This window comes from Coriobacteriia bacterium, from assembly GCA_003149935.1.
Lineage (GTDB): Bacteria > Actinomycetota > Coriobacteriia > Coriobacteriales > QAMH01 > QAMH01.
Genome location: QAMH01000007.1, coordinates 194,670 through 212,467, shown reverse-complemented (window position 1 = coordinate 212,467; position 17,798 = coordinate 194,670). Strand labels below are relative to the sequence as shown.

The 17,798-nt window shown below is 56.0% G+C and carries 16 protein-coding genes and 2 tRNA genes; 2 read left to right on the top strand and 16 right to left on the bottom strand.

Annotated features, from left to right (window positions below):
* Positions 1 to 11 precede the first annotated feature (11 nt).
* The 3 genes from DBY20_06895 to DBY20_06885 form a co-directional block, all read right to left on the bottom strand.
* Positions 12 to 488, bottom strand: a complete 477-nt coding sequence (locus DBY20_06895; GenBank protein ID PWL78572.1) for a hypothetical protein — start codon at positions 486 to 488, stop codon at positions 12 to 14.
* Positions 485 to 1,498: a hypothetical protein gene (locus DBY20_06890; GenBank protein ID PWL78571.1), complete on the bottom strand. Its 1,014-nt coding sequence runs from the start codon at positions 1,496 to 1,498 to the stop codon at positions 485 to 487. Before DBY20_06890 ends, DBY20_06895 begins: the two co-directional genes overlap by 4 nt.
* A 147-nt stretch (positions 1,499 to 1,645) precedes the next feature.
* Entirely contained in the window at positions 1,646 to 3,319 is a 1,674-nt protein-coding gene (locus DBY20_06885) for an MFS transporter (GenBank protein PWL78570.1), read from the bottom strand.
* 220 nt (positions 3,320 to 3,539) lie between these two features.
* On the opposite strand from DBY20_06885, the gene DBY20_06880 reads away from it, so the two are divergent.
* Complete coding sequence (locus tag DBY20_06880) at positions 3,540 to 4,451, top strand: hypothetical protein (protein ID PWL78569.1); 912 nt, start codon at positions 3,540 to 3,542, stop codon at positions 4,449 to 4,451.
* Between the two features lie 593 nt (positions 4,452 to 5,044).
* Here DBY20_06880 and DBY20_06875 read toward each other — a convergent pair.
* From DBY20_06875 to DBY20_06815, 13 genes are all read right to left on the bottom strand, one after another.
* A complete protein-coding gene (locus DBY20_06875; protein ID PWL78568.1) occupies positions 5,045 to 5,845 on the bottom strand; it encodes a hypothetical protein in 801 nt (266 codons plus the stop codon).
* A 126-nt stretch (positions 5,846 to 5,971) separates the two neighbouring features.
* On the bottom strand, positions 5,972 to 7,132 hold the full coding sequence (locus tag DBY20_06870) for a virion core protein (lumpy skin disease virus) (protein PWL78567.1): 1,161 nt from the start codon (positions 7,130 to 7,132) through the stop codon (positions 5,972 to 5,974).
* A gap of 14 nt (positions 7,133 to 7,146) precedes the next feature.
* Positions 7,147 to 7,761: a hypothetical protein gene (locus tag DBY20_06865; GenBank protein ID PWL78566.1), complete on the bottom strand. Its 615-nt coding sequence runs from the start codon at positions 7,759 to 7,761 to the stop codon at positions 7,147 to 7,149.
* Between the two features lie 15 nt (positions 7,762 to 7,776).
* Positions 7,777 to 8,025 carry a hypothetical protein gene (locus DBY20_06860; GenBank protein ID PWL78565.1) on the bottom strand — a complete coding sequence of 83 codons (249 nt, stop codon included), beginning with the start codon at positions 8,023 to 8,025 and terminating at the stop codon, positions 7,777 to 7,779.
* 430 nt (positions 8,026 to 8,455) lie between these two features.
* A complete protein-coding gene (locus DBY20_06855; protein ID PWL78564.1) occupies positions 8,456 to 9,379 on the bottom strand; it encodes a HipA domain-containing protein in 924 nt (307 codons plus the stop codon).
* A gap of 57 nt (positions 9,380 to 9,436) precedes the next feature.
* A tRNA-Asp gene (locus DBY20_06850) sits at positions 9,437 to 9,513 on the bottom strand.
* A gap of 70 nt (positions 9,514 to 9,583) precedes the next feature.
* Positions 9,584 to 11,563, bottom strand: coding sequence for a hypothetical protein (locus DBY20_06845; protein ID PWL78563.1), 1,980 nt, complete (start codon positions 11,561 to 11,563; stop codon positions 9,584 to 9,586).
* Positions 11,564 to 11,573: 10 nt separating this feature from the next.
* Positions 11,574 to 12,137, bottom strand: coding sequence for an aminoacyl-tRNA hydrolase (locus DBY20_06840; GenBank protein PWL78562.1), 564 nt, complete (start codon positions 12,135 to 12,137; stop codon positions 11,574 to 11,576).
* Between the two features lie 2 nt (positions 12,138 to 12,139).
* Positions 12,140 to 13,117, bottom strand: coding sequence for a ribose-phosphate diphosphokinase (locus DBY20_06835; protein ID PWL78561.1), 978 nt, complete (start codon positions 13,115 to 13,117; stop codon positions 12,140 to 12,142).
* Between the two features lie 16 nt (positions 13,118 to 13,133).
* On the bottom strand, positions 13,134 to 14,510 hold the full coding sequence (gene glmU, locus DBY20_06830; protein PWL78560.1) for a UDP-N-acetylglucosamine diphosphorylase/glucosamine-1-phosphate N-acetyltransferase: 1,377 nt from the start codon (positions 14,508 to 14,510) through the stop codon (positions 13,134 to 13,136).
* A gap of 25 nt (positions 14,511 to 14,535) precedes the next feature.
* Positions 14,536 to 14,609: transfer RNA gene (locus DBY20_06825), tRNA-Gln, on the bottom strand.
* A gap of 41 nt (positions 14,610 to 14,650) precedes the next feature.
* Positions 14,651 to 15,583: a 4-(cytidine 5'-diphospho)-2-C-methyl-D-erythritol kinase gene (locus DBY20_06820; GenBank protein ID PWL78559.1), complete on the bottom strand. Its 933-nt coding sequence runs from the start codon at positions 15,581 to 15,583 to the stop codon at positions 14,651 to 14,653.
* A gap of 11 nt (positions 15,584 to 15,594) precedes the next feature.
* On the bottom strand, positions 15,595 to 15,894 hold the full coding sequence (locus DBY20_06815; GenBank protein ID PWL78558.1) for a hypothetical protein: 300 nt from the start codon (positions 15,892 to 15,894) through the stop codon (positions 15,595 to 15,597).
* 136 nt (positions 15,895 to 16,030) lie between these two features.
* Here DBY20_06815 and DBY20_06810 point away from each other — a divergent pair, with 136 nt between their 5' ends.
* Positions 16,031 to 17,794 carry a glucose-6-phosphate isomerase gene (locus tag DBY20_06810; GenBank protein PWL78557.1) on the top strand — a complete coding sequence of 588 codons (1,764 nt, stop codon included), beginning with the start codon at positions 16,031 to 16,033 and terminating at the stop codon, positions 17,792 to 17,794.
* The last annotated feature ends 4 nt before the right edge of the window (positions 17,795 to 17,798 follow it).

Genomic DNA, 17,798 nt, shown 5'->3' with positions numbered 1-17,798 from the left:
GCTTGAGGCTATCAGACCCCACCCCATCTCTCACGATACGCGTTAATCGCCTTGTGAGCCGCATCGCCAAAGGCCCGAATCTCATCGGCTTGTATCCACCGACCGTCCTCGCGGTAGCGCAGGGAGCAGTTACGCTTGCGCGGACGCTGCAAGCCACCGATGGTAAGCTGAGCGGTTCCCGGAACCTCCCGCTTGTCGGTCTCGACCCGCACGCTCGAACCGCCAAGCGCCCAGCGCGCCAAAGCGGCATCGGTGAGGCTGCCCGTCTCCTGGAGTACGGCGAGCGCGGCAAGGTCGCCAAAGCCGTCGTCCTCCTCCTCGATGAGGTTCGTGCTACGCTCGGTACGGCCCGGCGTAACCGCGCAGACCACGAAAGAGCGGTCGGTGAAGCGGTATAGTTCGCCGTCCACGCGTATGCCGGCACTCGTCACCTCCCACAGGCCGGTGCCGTCTGTCGCGGTAAAGCTCGCTAGAGTGGGGCTTGTCATGATTCTCCTTGGCAAAAGCCGTTTGTCGCTTGGAAAAACTCCCGGATGAACTCTTTCGGATCATCCAGGCTCAGCCCGATTGCAAGGGGTCTCTTCATCCCCAGAAGAGTCCGCACCTCGACGGGCTCACGCATCACAATCCACACGTTTGCTTGGTAGAAGGTGCCGTAGTTCAGCTTATCGGCCTTGTCGATATCCGCAGGCTCATGGCAGCTCACGCTTGCAATGTTGCTGAGGGATATCGTTCCCTTCATCTGGATGCCGCATTCTATTCGCAGCTCATCTTTCCCCAGAACCACCGGGCGCAGGGCACGCGCCCGTGCATCACCCACAAGCCAGACAGCGGCATAGAGGGAGAGCAGCGTCGCGACTATTGCGACTGTCGCATTCCATTGTGAGAGGAGCATGTGCACGGCAACGATCTCGACCGGAAAGGCCAGCCCAAACCCCAGCATCACGCTCATGTAGCCGCTTGCGTTGTGATAACTGTAGGCCTTGTCATCCGCTTCAACACTCGGCTTCTTGCGCCAGGAAATCAGCGCGTAATACCAAACGCCCAGCTCTGCTGCCATCATGCGCGCAGGAAGCTCCTTGCGCACCAGATAGTGCGTGACCGCGTAGAACCACTCCAGCGGGTCTGCGCTTTGCCTCTTCGCGCCCTTGAACAGGCGCGCAAGACGAATGATCTCCCTGACGGCAATCGCAGCTTCCACCGGGAAGAGAGCCGCGAGCAATACGGGCAGAATGCCGGCAGTTGGCGAGCCGAGCGCAAGCGCACTCAGGCCATACCCCAGCCAAATGACCGGGAGTACTGCCAGTGGTGTCATCTTCTTCGGACGCAAGAAGATGAGATAAAACGCCAGGGGTATCCCGACCATGAAATCGGGCGGAAGCGCCACGGCAACAACCTCCGCGGGAATCTGACCCGCTGAGATAACGCCATAGATATAGAGCGCCAGCACTGCGGCAAGGAAAGCAAGCGAGAGCCACGATCGGCGCGAAAGAGTCACGGAAAGACCTTCCTCTTGGCGACGTTTTGATTATGCCATACCAAGCGTTGGGTTATGAGCCTAAAAGGAGAGGACGGCCCCAGTCTCTCAGGGAGACTGGGGCCGCATAAGACACGAATCACGTATCAGGATTGGCAGAGTTAACTCCTAAGCCTGTGCGCGTCTGAGCTGAAGCGCGCGCCTTCCGCCATACACGAAGAAGAACACGAAGGGCAGCAGGAGCGCGACGGGCAGCTTGCTCCAATCGCTGATGGCGAGCGGACAAACGATGCAAAGAACGAAGAGAAGCACCGCGATAATGCACATGATGATAAAGGGCACCTTTCCGTTCAGGTCGCTGCCGGTCTTCTCCGACTCAAGCTCATCCATGGTCTTGCCGCTCGTGTCGCGTACGAAGCAAAGCGCGCAGATGAATCCAAGCGTAAATGGGATGATGAGCACAAGCACGACCATGGACCAGTTCGTCACTCCGTCGCTGAGCTGGAACAAGGCCATGCTCGCGATGCCGCCAAGAACAATCGAGGAGGCCGAGCCGCCAAAGCGAGCGAACGCCTGGCACCATGAAACGCCCGTATTACGAATCGCCGTCGGGTATTGCTCGGGCATGAGGAGGTTGCACGTTGTAATCGCATAATTGAGCGCAAAACCGAAAAGCAGCATGAGACCGATGCAAAACAGGAACTGATTGGGCGCCACGAAAACCGAGCACAGTATCACGACAAGTATCGCGAAAAGCCACGCGCCCAAGCAATTGCGCTTGCGCCCGACCCTGTCGCCGATGATTCCGCAAAGCGAGTTCGACAAAATGGCGGCAAAGTTATTCCAGGTCTGCAGTGCGACAGCTTGCGAAGGCGTGTATCCGATGTCCTTGAACCATGCAGGCAGCCACGCGTTCATTCCGTATACGCAGAACTGACCGATGAAGTAGATTGACCAGATAGCGCAGGTGCCCAAGATGTATTTATCCGAGAACAAAACCGAAACAGAGGCACTTTGCGGCTTGGGCGGCACGATGAGAAGATTCGGGTCGTATTCGGTTACGGTTCCGACAGACCGTCGCTCGATGATCTCGAGCACCTTGACCGCATCTTTCTTTCGGCCAACATTGCTCAGCCAATGAGGAGATTCCAGCATCGCGAAATGCAGGACAATGCCGTAGATAACCGGAATGCCTCCGATAAGGTAGCACAGACGCCAGTTGGCGAACATCGTCTGCTCGATTACGGCACCTGTGGAACTCGTCGTCATGTAAGCCACTTCGTTGGTGAACTCACCCAGAAGCGGGGTCGTGGCATTGCAAATTGGGTTGGCAATGAGTCCCGCGACGACCCAGCCACCAACCATGCACGCCTGCCCGATACCAATGAAGAGGCCGCGCCTGTTCGAAGGAACCGACTCGGAGAGCATCGTGGTCACGATGGGAATGCACGATCCAACACCGAGACCCGCGATGAGACGAAAGACGGCGAAAAAGACGAGATCGTTGGCAAATGCCTGCGGAAGCGTAAAGGCTCCGTAGAACACAACAGCCAAGATGAGCATCTTCTTGCGTCCAATTCTGTCAGATACGATGCCGCCAATTGCGCCACCAATAACCATGCCGAGCAAGCCCCATGTCGTAAGAGAGCCCATGAGAACGCCCGGATTGGGGTTGTCGGGCCAAAAGGTATGCGCGACGAAAAGGTTCGTCGAATTGACGATCATGAAATCGTATCCGTCCAGAATCATCGCGAAAGCGAGAAGGATGAATACGGTCCACGTGTTCTTTGTGAGGCCAAATGAATCGATGACCTCGGAAATACTGTATTCCTTATTCCCCATAGTTTCCCCCACAATCTGCCAGCGCAGCTTTCGAGCACGCATTGCGCAGCCTGGCATGCCCATCCTGGAAAAATCGCGACGAGTATAGGGAAACCAATCTGAATGAGTCTAATGCGGTAACTTCTCTTTTGAATTCCTCGCCAAACAAAAGCTATTCCATATTGGAATAATTCAAGTAGAAGTACTATAATTAAACATTAGCTACATCGAGGAGGCGTCTATGAACACAGACTATCTTGTCGAATTCGTCGAACTCGCGAAGCGCCTGAGTTTCACTGAAACGTCACGCTATCTAGGCATGAATCAGCCGACATTGAGCAAGCATATTGCTGCGCTGGAACAGGCAGTCAGAATGCCGCTCTTTGATAGAACGGGAACTCATCTTAAGCTCACGAAGAACGGGGCCGCGCTCTTGCCTGGCGCATACAAGGTAATTGATGCCTATAGCGATTTCCAAGATCTCGCTACGGGGCTTCGGAAGAATCCTCCTCCGCGACTCGTATTGTATGGGCTCTCTGATGAATCACCCTCGACAGAGATACTTGGCATCATCGTTTCCGCGCTCAAAGAGAACTATGGCACCCAGTTTCTGGAAGTCAGAAGCGATAGAAAACGCACTCCAGAAGAGATCCTCGAGAGCAAGGATGCCGACATGGTTCTCGACTCAGCCGATATGGAAAACGAGACGGAGGATTGCCACGAAAAAGCGGCTCTCATGAAGACACTGCCTCTTGTGGCATTTGTGGACAAGCAACACCCTCTGAGTATGTACGACGAACTCCCACTTGCGGCCTTCAAGGATGTCGAACTCATCAAATGCGAAGGTGTCTACATTGAGCGGTCATGGTGTCATATCGCACGCGCTTGCCAAAAGCTAGGATTCCAGCCTAGAACGCATACCGTGCGCTGTTCAAACACAGCAGAAATGCTCACCCTATGCGCTGATCTTGGATTGTCCGCGTTGCTTCTTGCCGACAGCTTCGTCGAAAGGATTCCAAGCGGCATCTCGGATTTCTGCAAACCCATCAAGATACCCATCGAGGATGTGAGCATCCCCTTGTTCTTCCGATACAGAGACGATAACGACAATCCGCTTCTTGCTGAGCTTGTCGCATATTTGGCAGAAAAGTAGTTCCTGACCGGCGTCTTTACTGATGCTTCAAAACAAAAGCCGCTTATGAGCGGCTTTTCGAAATCCTGATGTTGGCGGGATTGACGGGGCTCGAACCCGCGACCTCCGGCGTGACAGGCCGGTTTTTTGTCAGATCGGGCGTCATTTTTCCATCGCTTTAACCTGCGGCCATAGCAACCTTATTTTCGATAATTTTAAATAACTCACGGTCAGAGCATTTTCGTCATTTTTCCTGGGCGTTGCTAAAACTACGTGCTAGAACGTATGAGCACGTATAAGGTACAGATAGACTGACCCTATTTTGACCCTATTATTTGAAGCCGCCGACCCTTTTTCGGGACGGCAACGTGAGAACTTTTTGGCGTCTAGGTTAGAGCTATGGAAGAATCGCAAAATGAAACGACCCAACCCTTGGCAACCCTATCTTCTACGATTGATGTTTGCCTCTTTTGACGCTTTCGGACATTTCGGCGGTTGGCTATCGGCGTGGCTCTCCTTTGACTTCGATCCAACTTCATGATCGCGTATTAATAAGAAGACGGCGCAGGCTCATCCCGCGCCGTCTTCCGCAGTCTTCCGTTATCTGCCGATAGCTAATCAGCAACCTCATAGTGACTTATTTCCACTTTGATTTTGGAAGTATCCACATCGCCGTAGCCTTCAAACTTAACCTTTTCGCCTGATTCCCAAGCGTTCACACTAGCATATGCTTCATTAGCCCTGACCCCATCGTTATCATAAAGGGCAAGTATGATGCTAACATCCTTGAAATCATAGTCCGAAGTATTTTCAACTATGGCCGTGTAAGTGTAATGCCCGTACCCCTGAGACTTCTTCTCAAAAGTCGCATTAGCAAATAACGCATTGAGGGCTTCATCGGCAGCGGCGTTCTTTTGTGCAACGCCACCATTTTTTACTAGATCATCAAGCGTGTCTTTGTACTTTGAGCTAACAGTCAAGCCGTATTCATCGACAAACGTTTTAATCAATGCGGTTCGCTTGTTATAGACCTCAGTCCATTTCACAGAATACTCGTAACTTAAATAAGAATAAGAATCGACAACACCCATCGAATCGTTAAGCAAATTCACGTATGAAAGAACAAGTTCTTGGAGCTTAGAGTCTTCGAATTTTGCATCTTTTAGGCTTGCATCTGTGTCGATCTCAGCCTGAATTGCTTTTTTTAAAGAAGAACTATCGTCATCTTTATAGGCTTGCGAATCGGTAATGTCCCAACGCTTTTCAAGCCCCAAGGCTATGGTTTTCATTGCCTGCTCGCTCGTTAAGCCTTTATCTTCATTTGAACTACCACATCCCGCCAGCAAACAAACGCTCAATAAAGCGACGACTACCCCAATTAATATTGCTCTGCCTTTTCCCATCATTCCCTCCATTCGATTGCATGCGCTTTATGAGAGTTCGCCTTCTCCCCTCAAAATCCTAAACCGGCTTGCTCTCCGATAAGTCGAATCACAAAGCAGTGACTTGCCCGGCGACCACGTCTCCTTATCTCTCTCAATCTATAATCCAAGAGCTACCTTTTTCGCCGCATCGAAATCTTCCTGAGTTATAACTCCAGCATCTAGTAGCTCTTTCATCTTCTTCAGACGCTCAAGCGGATCTTCAGCAGAGCTCTGGCTTTGAGCGGGTTGCTGAACCGCGCCCATGGAGCCAGCAACACCCTGCATCCCCATGCCCATAAAGCCCATGCCAAGAGCTCCGCCATCGGGATTCTCGCCAGCCGCTTGTATACCCGCAGCGAACGAGGCTTGCAGATTTGAGTTGCCACGCGAACCCATAAGGGCATCGGCTTGTTGAACCTTGCGAATAAGTTCTTTGGTCTCTTCAACGTAGTCAATCGCGACAAGGGCGGCGGTTACAAGAGATACGCCTCGATGCTCCAGCCACTGATAGTTCTGCTGTATCGCATCTGACAAAGAAAGCGCAAAGCCGACGCTATCGCGCTGGATGTTCGTTATGCGATTCTGCTTGTTCGGGTCATTGGCATATGAGCTGAATGCCGCAGCAAGAGAGCCGACCACTTCCATAAATAACTGGTGCGCGGCGGCGTTATCGAAGTCTGCGAAATCAAAAACCGCACTAGATTCTGTATAGTATTCTGCGGGAACGAAGCGCTTCAAAAACACCAAGGGGTCTTCAATCCGTATGGTGTATGTTCCACGAGCTATAGCACCTGCCTGAGTGTTCAGGTAAGCATCATCCCAATATATTTCAGCCTGAGTACCGAACTTGAGATTTGGAATCTCCTTCAGATTCACGAATATCGCCTTTTGAAAAGCTCCGGGCATCCCGCCAAATTTGAAGCGTTCCCATGATTGTTTAATCAAAGACGTGACAATACCAGAACGAGCAAAGAATGACTGCGAATTCAGTTCGTCAGAGGTCCACTCATACCCACCGCATTCATCAACATAACCCGTAATCGCACCATTCTCCATAGTAATGAGTGCATAGCCCTCGGGAACCACGATAAGCGACCCGTTGGTGATGATGTTGTCAGAGGCTTTGGTGTCAGATCCACGCCCGAAGTTTTGCCCAACTCGAATAGCAGGGCAAAGTCCAACCGTATCGCTCAATCCTGATGGAACAGTGAAATAGTCTTTCCATTGATCGGCGAAAGAGCCCCCTATCGCACCAGCGAAAGCCTTTATAAATGCCATATAAGCTCTCCGCCCTATTCGTCTTTTTCAATCACTACTGCGTTTCCGTTCGCTGTAACGCAAAAGACATACGGGAGATAGACTGTGCGCTCATTTTGCACAGACAGGGCACCATTCGAGGTCTGCGGGTCTAAGGTTATATAATCAAAATCAACGCCGACAACTGCATTGCATCCAAGCGCAAAAGCAGCCTCTTTCAATTCACGAAGAGCATTCCGGCGGATTTGGACGAGTGCGTTGCTTAATGCATCCCCTACTTTGGTAGCGGTGTTAAAAATCGCACCTTTTGTTCCTCGAGGAATCTCCACAACGTCGTCTCCAGAAATATAACCAGAGTATTTGGTTATTGTGTATCCATCAAAATTGAATCCTGAGGTTATCAGCATAGACGCCATTGCCTTTTGCTTCTCGGCCTCAAATTGAGCACGCGCTTCCTGCTCTGCCTTCGCTGCGGCAATTTTCTGATCTTTGTGCTGCTTAAAGCTGGCAACAACCTCATCAACGTTATACGAATCATCTAAATCAAATCCCATTAACCCTGCGCTATGCTTAAGCCCGTTCTCCACGATATAAGATTCAAGCTCTTTCTTGTCTACGTAGTACTGCTGAGCAATCCTGGATGTTTTCATGATGCTTCCTTTCAGTTATAGATACCTAACGGCTTCTTGGTTATGGGGGTCTATTTCAAGCACGAGGGCTGCATAACGCCTTGCATTAGATGGGTCAAATTTGCATTTCATAAGAAGTGCTTGAACATCATCTTGTAGCGAGATGTTGCTCTCTTTGTCCTTCTTGGGAATTTCATACGAGGTTCGGCAGTATATACAGATGCGAACCTTGCCATTCTCTACAAACTCGTTGCTTCCACACTTCTTGCAAACTGCGGCGTCCATTTTCTCTCCCTCAGAGCAAGCCCACTTTTCAACACCGACATCTATAAAAAGCCTACCCCCCCCCCCGCGAGTTTTCACAAGGTTCAAGCCGCTCGGTGATGCGAGACAATCTGTTCAACGGCGGAGATGCTATCAAGTGTTCACGTATAATTCCTCGCATGAAAGAGCGTTGCGGGCAAATCATCATCGAGCCTGGACTTAACGTCTTGGACCATGAGATACACACTGCGAAAGCCCTGCCCAATGCAGGGCTAACCGTTAGATTCATAAAGAAAAACGACGTTCGGTACGAACGATTGGCAGATGTCCTTATCGACGGCCTTCTCTGGGAAATGAAAGCCCCAAAGTCATTCACGTGTCCCCGGACGTCCTGTAATTTATGTTGCGGATAACGCCCGAACGGTATGCATTGTACCCTCCTCGGGCGTTTCTAAATCAGTGGCAGGATTCCCTCTTCGAAACGGTAGCGGAGCAGGCGCTTATGCGACTCGCGTACGGTATCGGTCATGAGCACAATACCGTAGGCTTCTTCCGGAACGGAATCGATGAGCCCGTCAACTGCATCCATATCGATAGCCTGGGCGAAACGGGCTATGGCGGCGCGCAAATCTGGGTTATCCGTCTTTCTCATGTACTCGAAAGGATGAATTGCCTCGCTTGCGCCATCGGGCATTGCAAGTTTGTAGCACGAGACGTTTGTGCCAAAGGCATCCTGCTCGATATCGATTGGGTCATCCAGACGCGCTGCCGTGACGGAGTCGCTACGTTTGCTGAAAAGCGAGCTACCCAAGTCGTATACAGGCGCGAGGCTATATGTCATATCACCATCCATGAGCAAGCCCCAGTTGCCGTTATTTCGGTCGGGATTCTTGAGAAAGGCGTCGATGACGAACATGTCCCAGAAGCGCTCCCTGACACCGACAACATCCCTCAAGACGGGAACCGTCTCGATTGCTGCGAGCACATCGCCCAAATAGACGCTCTCGCCATCCGAAGGCGCCGAAGAGAACCCCTCATCGTCATCCGACAATGAGTTCTTCAGCTCTTTGAACTCGAAGAGGCGCAAGTCGGGATACGTAAAATCCTTGCACAAGCATACGACCTTGCCGTTGCGATATCCGAGTTCCGTCTGCTGCACGGGAATGCCAGCAAGCTCGAAGATATGCGAGCCCAAATACTCGGATATGGGACTGGACGTATACGAGGGGAGATTCTTGCCCACCAAGTCGCGCGTCGTGCGGGGGTACTTTGCAATCCAGGGCTCATCGTCAACGAGAAGGCCTTCCTTACGTCCTGCCCGGCCACCATAGAACAAGCCACTTGTTGGGCAGTCGCGAACGTCTCTTATTGTCACGATTCGCCTCCAGATAGCAAAAACGCCGCTCAGACGAACGGCGATTAGGACTGATGTTGGCGGGATTGACGGGGCTCGAACCCGCGACCTCCGGCGTGACAGGCCGGCGCTCTAACCAGCTGAGCTACAACCCCGCGTCAACAGCGAAAGCAATACTACAGAAACTTGCCCCGTTCGTAAAGAAGGAAGTCGAAAAAACTTCAGCTATGCGTCGGTGGTTGGCGTACTCGCATCACCGGTAGCCTGTGCGTTCGGTTCGCCCGGTGTCGCAGATTGCGGCTTGAGCTCATCAAGTGCCGTATATTCGGGATGATTGGCGTTGTTGACCTGGATGTGCGTGTGATTGCCGTTATCGCCTTCAGCCGTATAGTTTTTGAGCTGCATCGAATCGCCAAGATACTGGAAAACATCGCGGATCTTCGCCATGGGCGTTACGCCCGCCGTCACCTTATCGCCGGCCTTCACCGTCACGTCAGTCAGGTGAATGAGCACGACGTCCAGATCGGGGCGCCCCTCGGGACGGATATGGATGCGATAATCATCGATCTCGTTATAGAGCTTGTACTGCTTGACGAGGATAACCTCTCCCGTGACCGGCGCATACACCGTCGCCCCCACGGGGCCACCGCAGTCAATCGCGCTCATGATGGGACCAGCGTTGCCTTCTCTGAAGCATCGAATGAACTCACCCGTCATCCACTTATCGCCCGTGGGCTGCTCGGAGGCCACGCGTCCCGTTCCGTGCGCCGCGATGATGTCCGTGTTCTTGGCCTCTTTGAGCTGTGTCGTGATTTCGTTTGCATAAGCATAGGAGGCATTGTGAATCAGGACCTCGGTCAGGTCCTCCATCGCAACGGCAGAGTGCATGGTAATGCCCGAGCTCTCGGACATGATGGGCGTAGGCAGAGATGCCTGCTTTGCGACGGAGGATGTAGCACCCTGCGTTTGACCCGCATCTGCATCGCCCTGCTGACCGCAAGAGTTAAAGAGGCTCACGAGTATCACAATGACAAATATCGCAGCGATGACGGCGATGATCTTAGGCGATATGTTTGGCAGCTTCGAGCTGGAGCTCCTGTGGCTGCTCGGCGTGCGGTCGACGTTGGGACGCCGATCGAACATCGACTTCCCCGACTGCCCCGCAGGATTTACCGTGAAGGAGCCTTTCTTGCGGCTCGACCCGTAGCTCTCGCGCGCATAGCGGCTCGTCGCCTCGGGGTCGCCGAAACTCGGTCTATACGCCGACTGCCGTCCTTGCTGCTGTGCCCAGGGCTGAGCCTGCGACTCTGCCTCTTGCAAAACCTGTGGCTCGAATGGGTCGAGTTGATCCTTGGAATGCTGTCCGAGGCCTTGGTCGACTCCCCATTGCGCCTCGTGCGCCTGCTGTGCCTGTCGTGCTTGCGCGTATGCGGATGCGTGCTGCGCCTCCTCCGTCTGGTGCACGCGCGGCATGTGTCGCCCACCGTGCGCAGCGGGCACGACCTGCGCGTCGGGGGCTTCCTGCGGCTCCTGCACACGACCTGCCTGGGGCTGCGTGCGTGGCTGCCACTCGTCATGCTCCTGCACCGCCTGTTCGCGCTGCACCGAGCGCTGCTGGCGCACGTGTTGCTGTGGTTGTTCCTGCGCAGCCTGACGCTGAGCCCGCTGCTGCGCCTGACGCTGCGCGTCAGCCTGCGTCGGCGTCTGACGCAGAGGACGCTGCGCCCGCTCATGCTCGTATGACGATACCTGCGCCCGCGTGCTATGCGTCGAGCGCTGGTAGTCGTATTGCTGGCGTGCCTGCTGGGTGGCTCGTGCACGTTCCAGACGCTCGGGGTTCGGGCGTGGGCTTTGGCGGCCAAAACGTCCCTGCACGTTCGTCTCGGGCTCAAGCGATCTATTGCGACGACGCTCTTCCTCCTGCTGACGGCGCATCCGCTCTTCGGCGGCCTGTTGCTGCGCCATCTGACGACGACGGCGCTGCTCGGCAGCTCGGCGCTCGGCGGCCTCGCGACGTTCGCGCTCCATCTCGGCGGCCTCGAGCTCGACCTGCTCACGCAGCGTCAGCTTGCGAGCAGCCTGCTTGCGCTCCGCCTCGCGCCAATCCTCCTGGCGGCCGAAACGGCCCTGCACGCTCTCGCTATCGTAATCGGGACGTCGGCCCGAACGGGAGTCTCCATATGAACGCGCACTACGCTGATCCATGGCGCTACCCTCAGTTAAACCTGTTCATAGCCGTTGTCGCACCCTCGTCAATCGCGCAAAGCGCGGCATCGGCGGCAAGCGCAACCGCATGCTCGAAGCTCTCCGCCTCGGCCCCCCTGGGCACCTGAAGCACGAAATCCGTCACGGACTTACGTCCTGGCGGATGCCCCGTGCCCACGCGCACGCGCGTGTATGCATCGCTCCCGAGCTTGGCATGAATCGACTTGAGGCCGTTGTGGCCACCGTGGCCACCGCCTACCTTCACGCGTATCGTCCCCGGGTCGAGATCCATCTCGTCGTGGATGACAAGCAACTCGGCGGGAGCGATCTTGTACGCGGCAGCAAGCTTGCTGATGGGGCCACCGCTCGTGTTCATGTACGCCTGCGGCTTGACGAGCAACAGCTCCTCGTCGCCATGCTGCACATGCGCGACGAGTGCACCGCTCTCGTTCTTCCAATATCGCGCCCCCAGCTCATCGGCAAGCAGGTCAAGTGCGAGAAAGCCAGCATTATGCCGCGTGGCCTCGTACTCGGGGCCAGGATTGCCCAAACCTGCTATGAGCCTGTAGTCCATCGTTACAGCGCGAAGTCCGGGTCGAACAGGGTCGAGACCGAGCCGTTATTGAAGACGTTGTTAATCGCCTGCGCGAAGAGCGGAGCGATGCTAATCTGCTTGATTTTGCCGGTAAGGCGCTCCTCGGGGATGGGAATCGTGTTGCACACGACGATCTCGTCGGCGACCGAGTTCTCGAGACGCTCGTAGGCGGGACCGGAGAAAATCGGATGCGTGGCACTGACGCGCACAGACTTGGCACCGCGATCTTTGAGCACTTTCATGCCCGCACAAATGGTACCCGCAGTGTCGATCATGTCATCGTTGAGGATGCAGTTCTTACCCTCGACATCACCGATGATGCTCGTAATCTCGGCCACGTTATGCGAAGGACGGCCCTTGTGCATGATGGCGAGATCGGCGTTGAGCAGATCGCTCATCTTCTTGGCAACCTTGGCGCGACCCACGTCCGGGCTCACGACGCAGAGGTTGTCGAGCCCGAGACCCTCGAAGTAATCGGCGAAGAGGTTGAGCGCCGTCAGGTGATTGACCGGCTTCTCGAAGAAGCCCTGGATCTGGCCCTGGTGCAAGTCGATGGTCGTGATCGAGTCGATACCCGCCGTCTCGAGCATGCGCGCGACGAGCTTGGCGGTAATCGGCTCGCGTGCGGCGGCTTTGCGGTCCTGACGTGCATAACCGTAGTGCGTGACTACGGCATGGATCCTTCCCGCGCTGGCACGCCGGGCAGCATCGGTCATGATGAGCAGTTCCATGAGCGCATCATTGACGTCGCCCGAAATCGACTGGACGAGAAAGACGTCCTCGCCGCGTACGGACTCCATGAAGCGCGCGTAGGTCTCGCCATTGGCGAACTTCTCGAGCGTGATATCACCCAACTCGACATCAAGGTGACCTGCGATCTCATCGGCGAGCTCCGGATACACCGAACCCGAGAAGATATGCAGCTTGCGCTCTGCGGCCCTGCTCCGCCTTTTTCCCATCGTTACAATCCCTTCGTTAGCTCGTGCGCTTGCTTTTGAAATGCCGCGCGGTCCACTCCTCGACGATCTTCTGCTCGTTGCGCTCGACGGCGAGTGCACCATCGGGCACGTCCTTGGTGATGCAACTCGCGGCACCCGTCACGACATTGGAGCCGAGCTTGACGGGAGCGACGAGCATCGTGTTCGATCCGACGAACGTGAAGTCGCCAATAACTGTTTGATGCTTGTTCACGCCATCGTAATTGCAGGTAATCGAGCCAGCGCCGATATTGACGTCGGTTCCGATCGTCGCATCGCCGATGTAGGAAAGGTGCGGCACCTTGCTGTCCGGGCCCACCGTGGACTTCTTGATCTCGACATGCGTACCCACATGCGCGCCCTCGCACAGGTAGGTGCCGGGGCGTAGGTAGGCGCGGGGACCGACCGTAACGCCGGTCTCGGTGGTCGTCTCGATGCCCACGACCTCCTCGAGCACGTTATCGACACCGATAGCGCAGTCGGTGAGACGCGTGTTGGGACCGATGACACAACCGCTCGAGACGCGCGTGCTGCCCCAGAGCATGGTCATCGGCAGCAGCTCCACATCGTTCTCGACAATGCAGTCGGGACCAACCCACACAAGATCGGGATCGAGCATCGTGATGCCACCTGCCATGAGCTGCTCGTTGATGCGGCGCTGCGCAATCTTACTCGCGGCGGCAAGCTGCGAGCGCGAGTTGACGCCAAGGCACTCGTCGTCATCCTCGACGACCATGCTCGACACGGTCAGGCCATCGGCTGCCAGCAGCGCAAGCATGTCCGTGAGGTAATACTCGCCCTGGGCGTTATTGCGATCGAGCTTGTCAAGATGGCTCAGAAGCGTGGGAGCGGAGAAGCAGAAGACGCCGGAGTTACACTCGCGGATGGCGCGCTGCTCGTCCGTGCAGTCCTTCTCCTCGACGATGCCGCACACGTTGCCGCTCTCGTCGCGCACGATGCGCCCGTATCCGAAGGGATTGGCGGGCTCCATCGTAAGCACCGTGGCGGCAGAGCCGGTGGCCTCGTGCGCTGCGATGAGCGCCTCGATGGTGGCCGGCCTGATAAGCGGCGAGTCACCACAGAGCACGACGACGTTGCCCTCGAAGCCCTCGAGCTTGTCCGCCGCGCACATGACCGTATGACCCGTGCCGAGCATTTCGAGCTGGTACGAGATGACGCAATCGCCGAGCAAGGGCTCGACTTGCTCACGACCATGGCCAATGACCACGTGAACGTCTTCGCAACCAGCCTGGCGTGCCGCATCCACAACCCAACGCACAAGCGGCTTGCCCAACATATCGTGGGCGACCTTCGGTTTGTTGGATTTCATGCGGGTTCCAGCGCCTGCTGCAAGAATCAAAGCTTTAGCTTCCACATGCGCTCCCATTGAAGTAATTGAATGGCTGGGGCAGAAGGAATCGAACCCTCATTCGCGGTACCAAAAACCGCTGTCCTACCGTTGAACGATGCCCCAGTAGCCTGCCTGCATGATTCTAGTGAACCGCGGCACGATTCTCAAGCGGCGATGCGGGGAACGCGACATATGCGAACCCAGTCGCACACGGGAGCGATGTCATGCGCGAAACGTTGCGCACCCGCCTCGTCGGCGCAGATGGCAAAACTCGTCGATCCACTTCCCGAGACGAGCGCGTTGAGCACATCGGGATGCCCATGTGCCATATGAAGGCGCTGCTGAATACGCGGGTCGGCCGCACAAGCCGCGGGCCCAAGGTTGTTTGCGCAGAGTGCGGCAATGGCGGCGGTGTCGTCTGTGGCCATACGCAACGCTTGGGCGAGCGCATCGGCATCGGGCGCAGGCACGGGGTCATCGTCGAAGGCGCGGTACACCGCTGCCGTGGAAAGGCCATCGTTGCTTCCCATGAGGACGATGGGAGCTGCAAGCGGTGGCAGCGCACACTCGAACAGGTCACCGCGTCCGCCCATGAGGGCGCATCCGCCGTAGAGGAAGAAGGCGACGTCGGCACCGAGAACACGGGCAACCGCAACAAGGCGCTCATCGTGCACGGGAATGTCCGCGAGTTGCGCGTACGCCTTGAGCGTCGCAGCCGCATCGCTCGAGCCACCGCCGAGCCCGCCACCTGCTGGGATATGCTTCTCGACCTCGATGACGAGCGTGGCATCGGAAGCGACTGCCACAGGCCCGCAAGCTTGCTCGGCTGCGTCGATGGCGCGAAAGACGAGGTTATCAGGCGGATCGAGGCCGTCGACGTCGCATGTCAACAGCACATGCGTTCCCGCCTGCGTTTGCAGCGCCTGCGAAGCAATACCAGGCTCGATATGAACGCGCACGACATCGTGCAAATCGAGCTCCTGGAAGACGGAGCGCAGCGAATGGTAGCCATCGACTGGCGGATAGGATATCGCGAGACACAGATTGACCTTGGCGCGAGCCTCAAGCACCAACGCCTCTGATTGCGGATTGCCCATGTGCGAATAGGCTAGATGGCCTCTTGCTGAAGCGCCGGGAAAAGCGGTTGCTCGTCCTCGGGGTTGGTAAGCTCGACCGTGCCCGTCAGGACATCCACGTACTGATAGGACTGACGCGCCTTGCGACCGCGCTTCTCGTCCGTCTCGACGATGAAGAGCGACTTGTGAGCTTGGGTAAGCACGCCTTCGCGCTCGATGATCTTGGAGCGCCCCATATTGGCGCGAATGCGCAGACGCCTACCCGTAAAACCGACGAGCGTCTCGTGGATGCTGTTAACGTAAGCGACCTGTCTATTGATTATTTCTTCCATGAAGAGTCCTCCTGATACAAAGGAGACATAATAATAACACGCCGCACGAGATTTTGCATGCATTATACTTACCAACACTATTTTTGTCCGCGTCAACGGACAATGCAGGTCGTATCGTACCAAGGAGCACGTATACATGGCATTTATCGATAGTTCTGAGCTGGGGCACTGCCCAACCGCCCAGCTTCTCATCGAGAATGAAGTTCCCTCCCGCATCGCAGCAAAAGATGGCTCTGCCTTCAACTTCTCCGCAGAAGTCGCGGATTATGCGGCAACCCGTCTTGGCTGGACCACATTGGCAAGCAAACCGCCGAGCGATCCGTCAGAGATAGCCATCATCGCGCAGCAGGCGCGAGGCGAAGGTCTCGACGCCGTCGTCCTCATCGGTCAGGGTGGCTCGACGCAAGCCCCGCAGACGGTCACCAAGCTCTACAGCCTCGAGGTCACTGACGAGGTTCCGTTCAAGACGATGGACGCCCTCTCGCCGGTCTACGTCAATCACATCCTCGGATCGTCGGATCCGGCACGCACGCTCTATATCGTGTCGAGCAAGTCGGGAACCACGCTCGAGCCAACCGTGCTCTCGCACGTGTGCTGGAAGTACGTCTGCGCTCACCTGGGTGCCGAGCGCGCCGGCTCGCGCTTTATCGCAATCACCGACCCGGACACCGAGCTCGAGCATGTTGCTCGCAAGAATCATTGGCGTGCCATCATCCACGGCGAACCCGACGTGGGCGGCCGCTATTCCGCGCTCTCGGCTTTTGGCCTGCTCCCCATGGCGGCCATCGGCATCGACATCGAGCGCATGCTCGAGGACGCCGTCCCCATGGAGAAGCTCTGCGCCTCGGATTCGCCCGAAAACCCGGCAATCTGGCTCGCGGCTTTCCTCTACGACAACCTCAAGGCCGGTCGTGACAAGTTCTCGCTGCTCATGCCGCCGAGCAAGCAGGTCTTCGGCCTCTGGGTCGAGCAGCTCGTTGCCGAGTCTCTTGGCAAGGCAGGCGTTGGCATATTGCCCAACGTCGAAGTCGACGCGGGCATCCTTTCCGACCCGCACCACGATCGCTGCGCCATCCTCTGCAACATGGACAGCGATGAGGCATTCGAGCATGCTCGCACCTGCGTGCACCCGGATATCCCGGTCTTCCGTCTGGATATCCCCGATAGCACGGCCATGACGCGTTACTTTCTCATCTGGGAGTATGCCGTCGCCTTCTGTGGCTGGCTCATGCAAATCAACCCCTTCGACCAACCTGACGTCGAGAGCACCAAGGCGGCAACGCGCCAGATCCTCTACAACCAGGGCGGTCACTTCGATGTCCCGGAAGATGTCTGGGGCAAGCCCGCTTACGAAGAGTTCGAACTTGGCTCCTGCAACTACGCCGATCGCGTTTACGTGAGCTCCGCGCTTCTCGATGCATTCGACGGCTCACATGAGAACATCGATGCAAACGCCGCGTTGCGCATGCTGTTCTGCTCGATCAAGGATGATGATTATTTCAGTCTCAACGCGTTTCTGCCCTTCAAGGGTGTCGGGCGCCGCGAGACGCTTGAGAAGGTACGCCACCGCGCAGCCGATCGCCTTGACGTGTGCTCATGCCTCGAAATCGGCCCCCGTTATCTGCACTCCACCGGCCAGATGCACAAAGGCGGCCCCAACACAGGTGTCTTCCTTGTCGTCAGTGCCGACGAGCCCTTCGACATCACGGTACCCCATGAGGACTTTACACTCGGCGACGTGGCAAACGCCGAAGCACTCGGCGATTTCTCGGCACTGGCAAGCCGTGGCCGCCGTGCCATCTACATTCATCTGAAGGATAACGACGACAAGTACCTATCATCGTTTGCCAACGATGCTTGTTCGGCTATCTCAGCTGCCTACGCCCTGCGGACGCGCTAGAAGA

What these genes read in the sequence shown, in the direction of transcription:
- DBY20_06895 (PWL78572.1), bottom strand. Translation starts at nt 488, where the DNA reads ATGACAAGCCCCACTCTAGCGAGCTTTACCGCGACAGACGGCACCGGC.
- DBY20_06885 (PWL78570.1), bottom strand. Translation starts at nt 3,319, where the DNA reads ATGGGGAATAAGGAATACAGTATTTCCGAGGTCATCGATTCATTTGGC.
- DBY20_06880 (PWL78569.1), top strand. Translation starts at nt 3,540, where the DNA reads ATGAACACAGACTATCTTGTCGAATTCGTCGAACTCGCGAAGCGCCTG.
- DBY20_06875 (PWL78568.1), bottom strand. Translation starts at nt 5,845, where the DNA reads ATGGAGGGAATGATGGGAAAAGGCAGAGCAATATTAATTGGGGTAGTC.
- DBY20_06870 (PWL78567.1), bottom strand. Translation starts at nt 7,132, where the DNA reads ATGGCATTTATAAAGGCTTTCGCTGGTGCGATAGGGGGCTCTTTCGCC.
- DBY20_06865 (PWL78566.1), bottom strand. Translation starts at nt 7,761, where the DNA reads ATGAAAACATCCAGGATTGCTCAGCAGTACTACGTAGACAAGAAAGAG.
- DBY20_06860 (PWL78565.1), bottom strand. Translation starts at nt 8,025, where the DNA reads ATGGACGCCGCAGTTTGCAAGAAGTGTGGAAGCAACGAGTTTGTAGAG.
- DBY20_06845 (PWL78563.1), bottom strand. Translation starts at nt 11,563, where the DNA reads ATGGATCAGCGTAGTGCGCGTTCATATGGAGACTCCCGTTCGGGCCGA.
- DBY20_06840 (PWL78562.1), bottom strand. Translation starts at nt 12,137, where the DNA reads ATGGACTACAGGCTCATAGCAGGTTTGGGCAATCCTGGCCCCGAGTAC.
- DBY20_06835 (PWL78561.1), bottom strand. Translation starts at nt 13,117, where the DNA reads ATGGGAAAAAGGCGGAGCAGGGCCGCAGAGCGCAAGCTGCATATCTTC.
- DBY20_06820 (PWL78559.1), bottom strand. Translation starts at nt 15,583, where the DNA reads ATGGGCAATCCGCAATCAGAGGCGTTGGTGCTTGAGGCTCGCGCCAAG.
- DBY20_06815 (PWL78558.1), bottom strand. Translation starts at nt 15,894, where the DNA reads ATGGAAGAAATAATCAATAGACAGGTCGCTTACGTTAACAGCATCCAC.
- DBY20_06810 (PWL78557.1), top strand. Translation starts at nt 16,031, where the DNA reads ATGGCATTTATCGATAGTTCTGAGCTGGGGCACTGCCCAACCGCCCAG.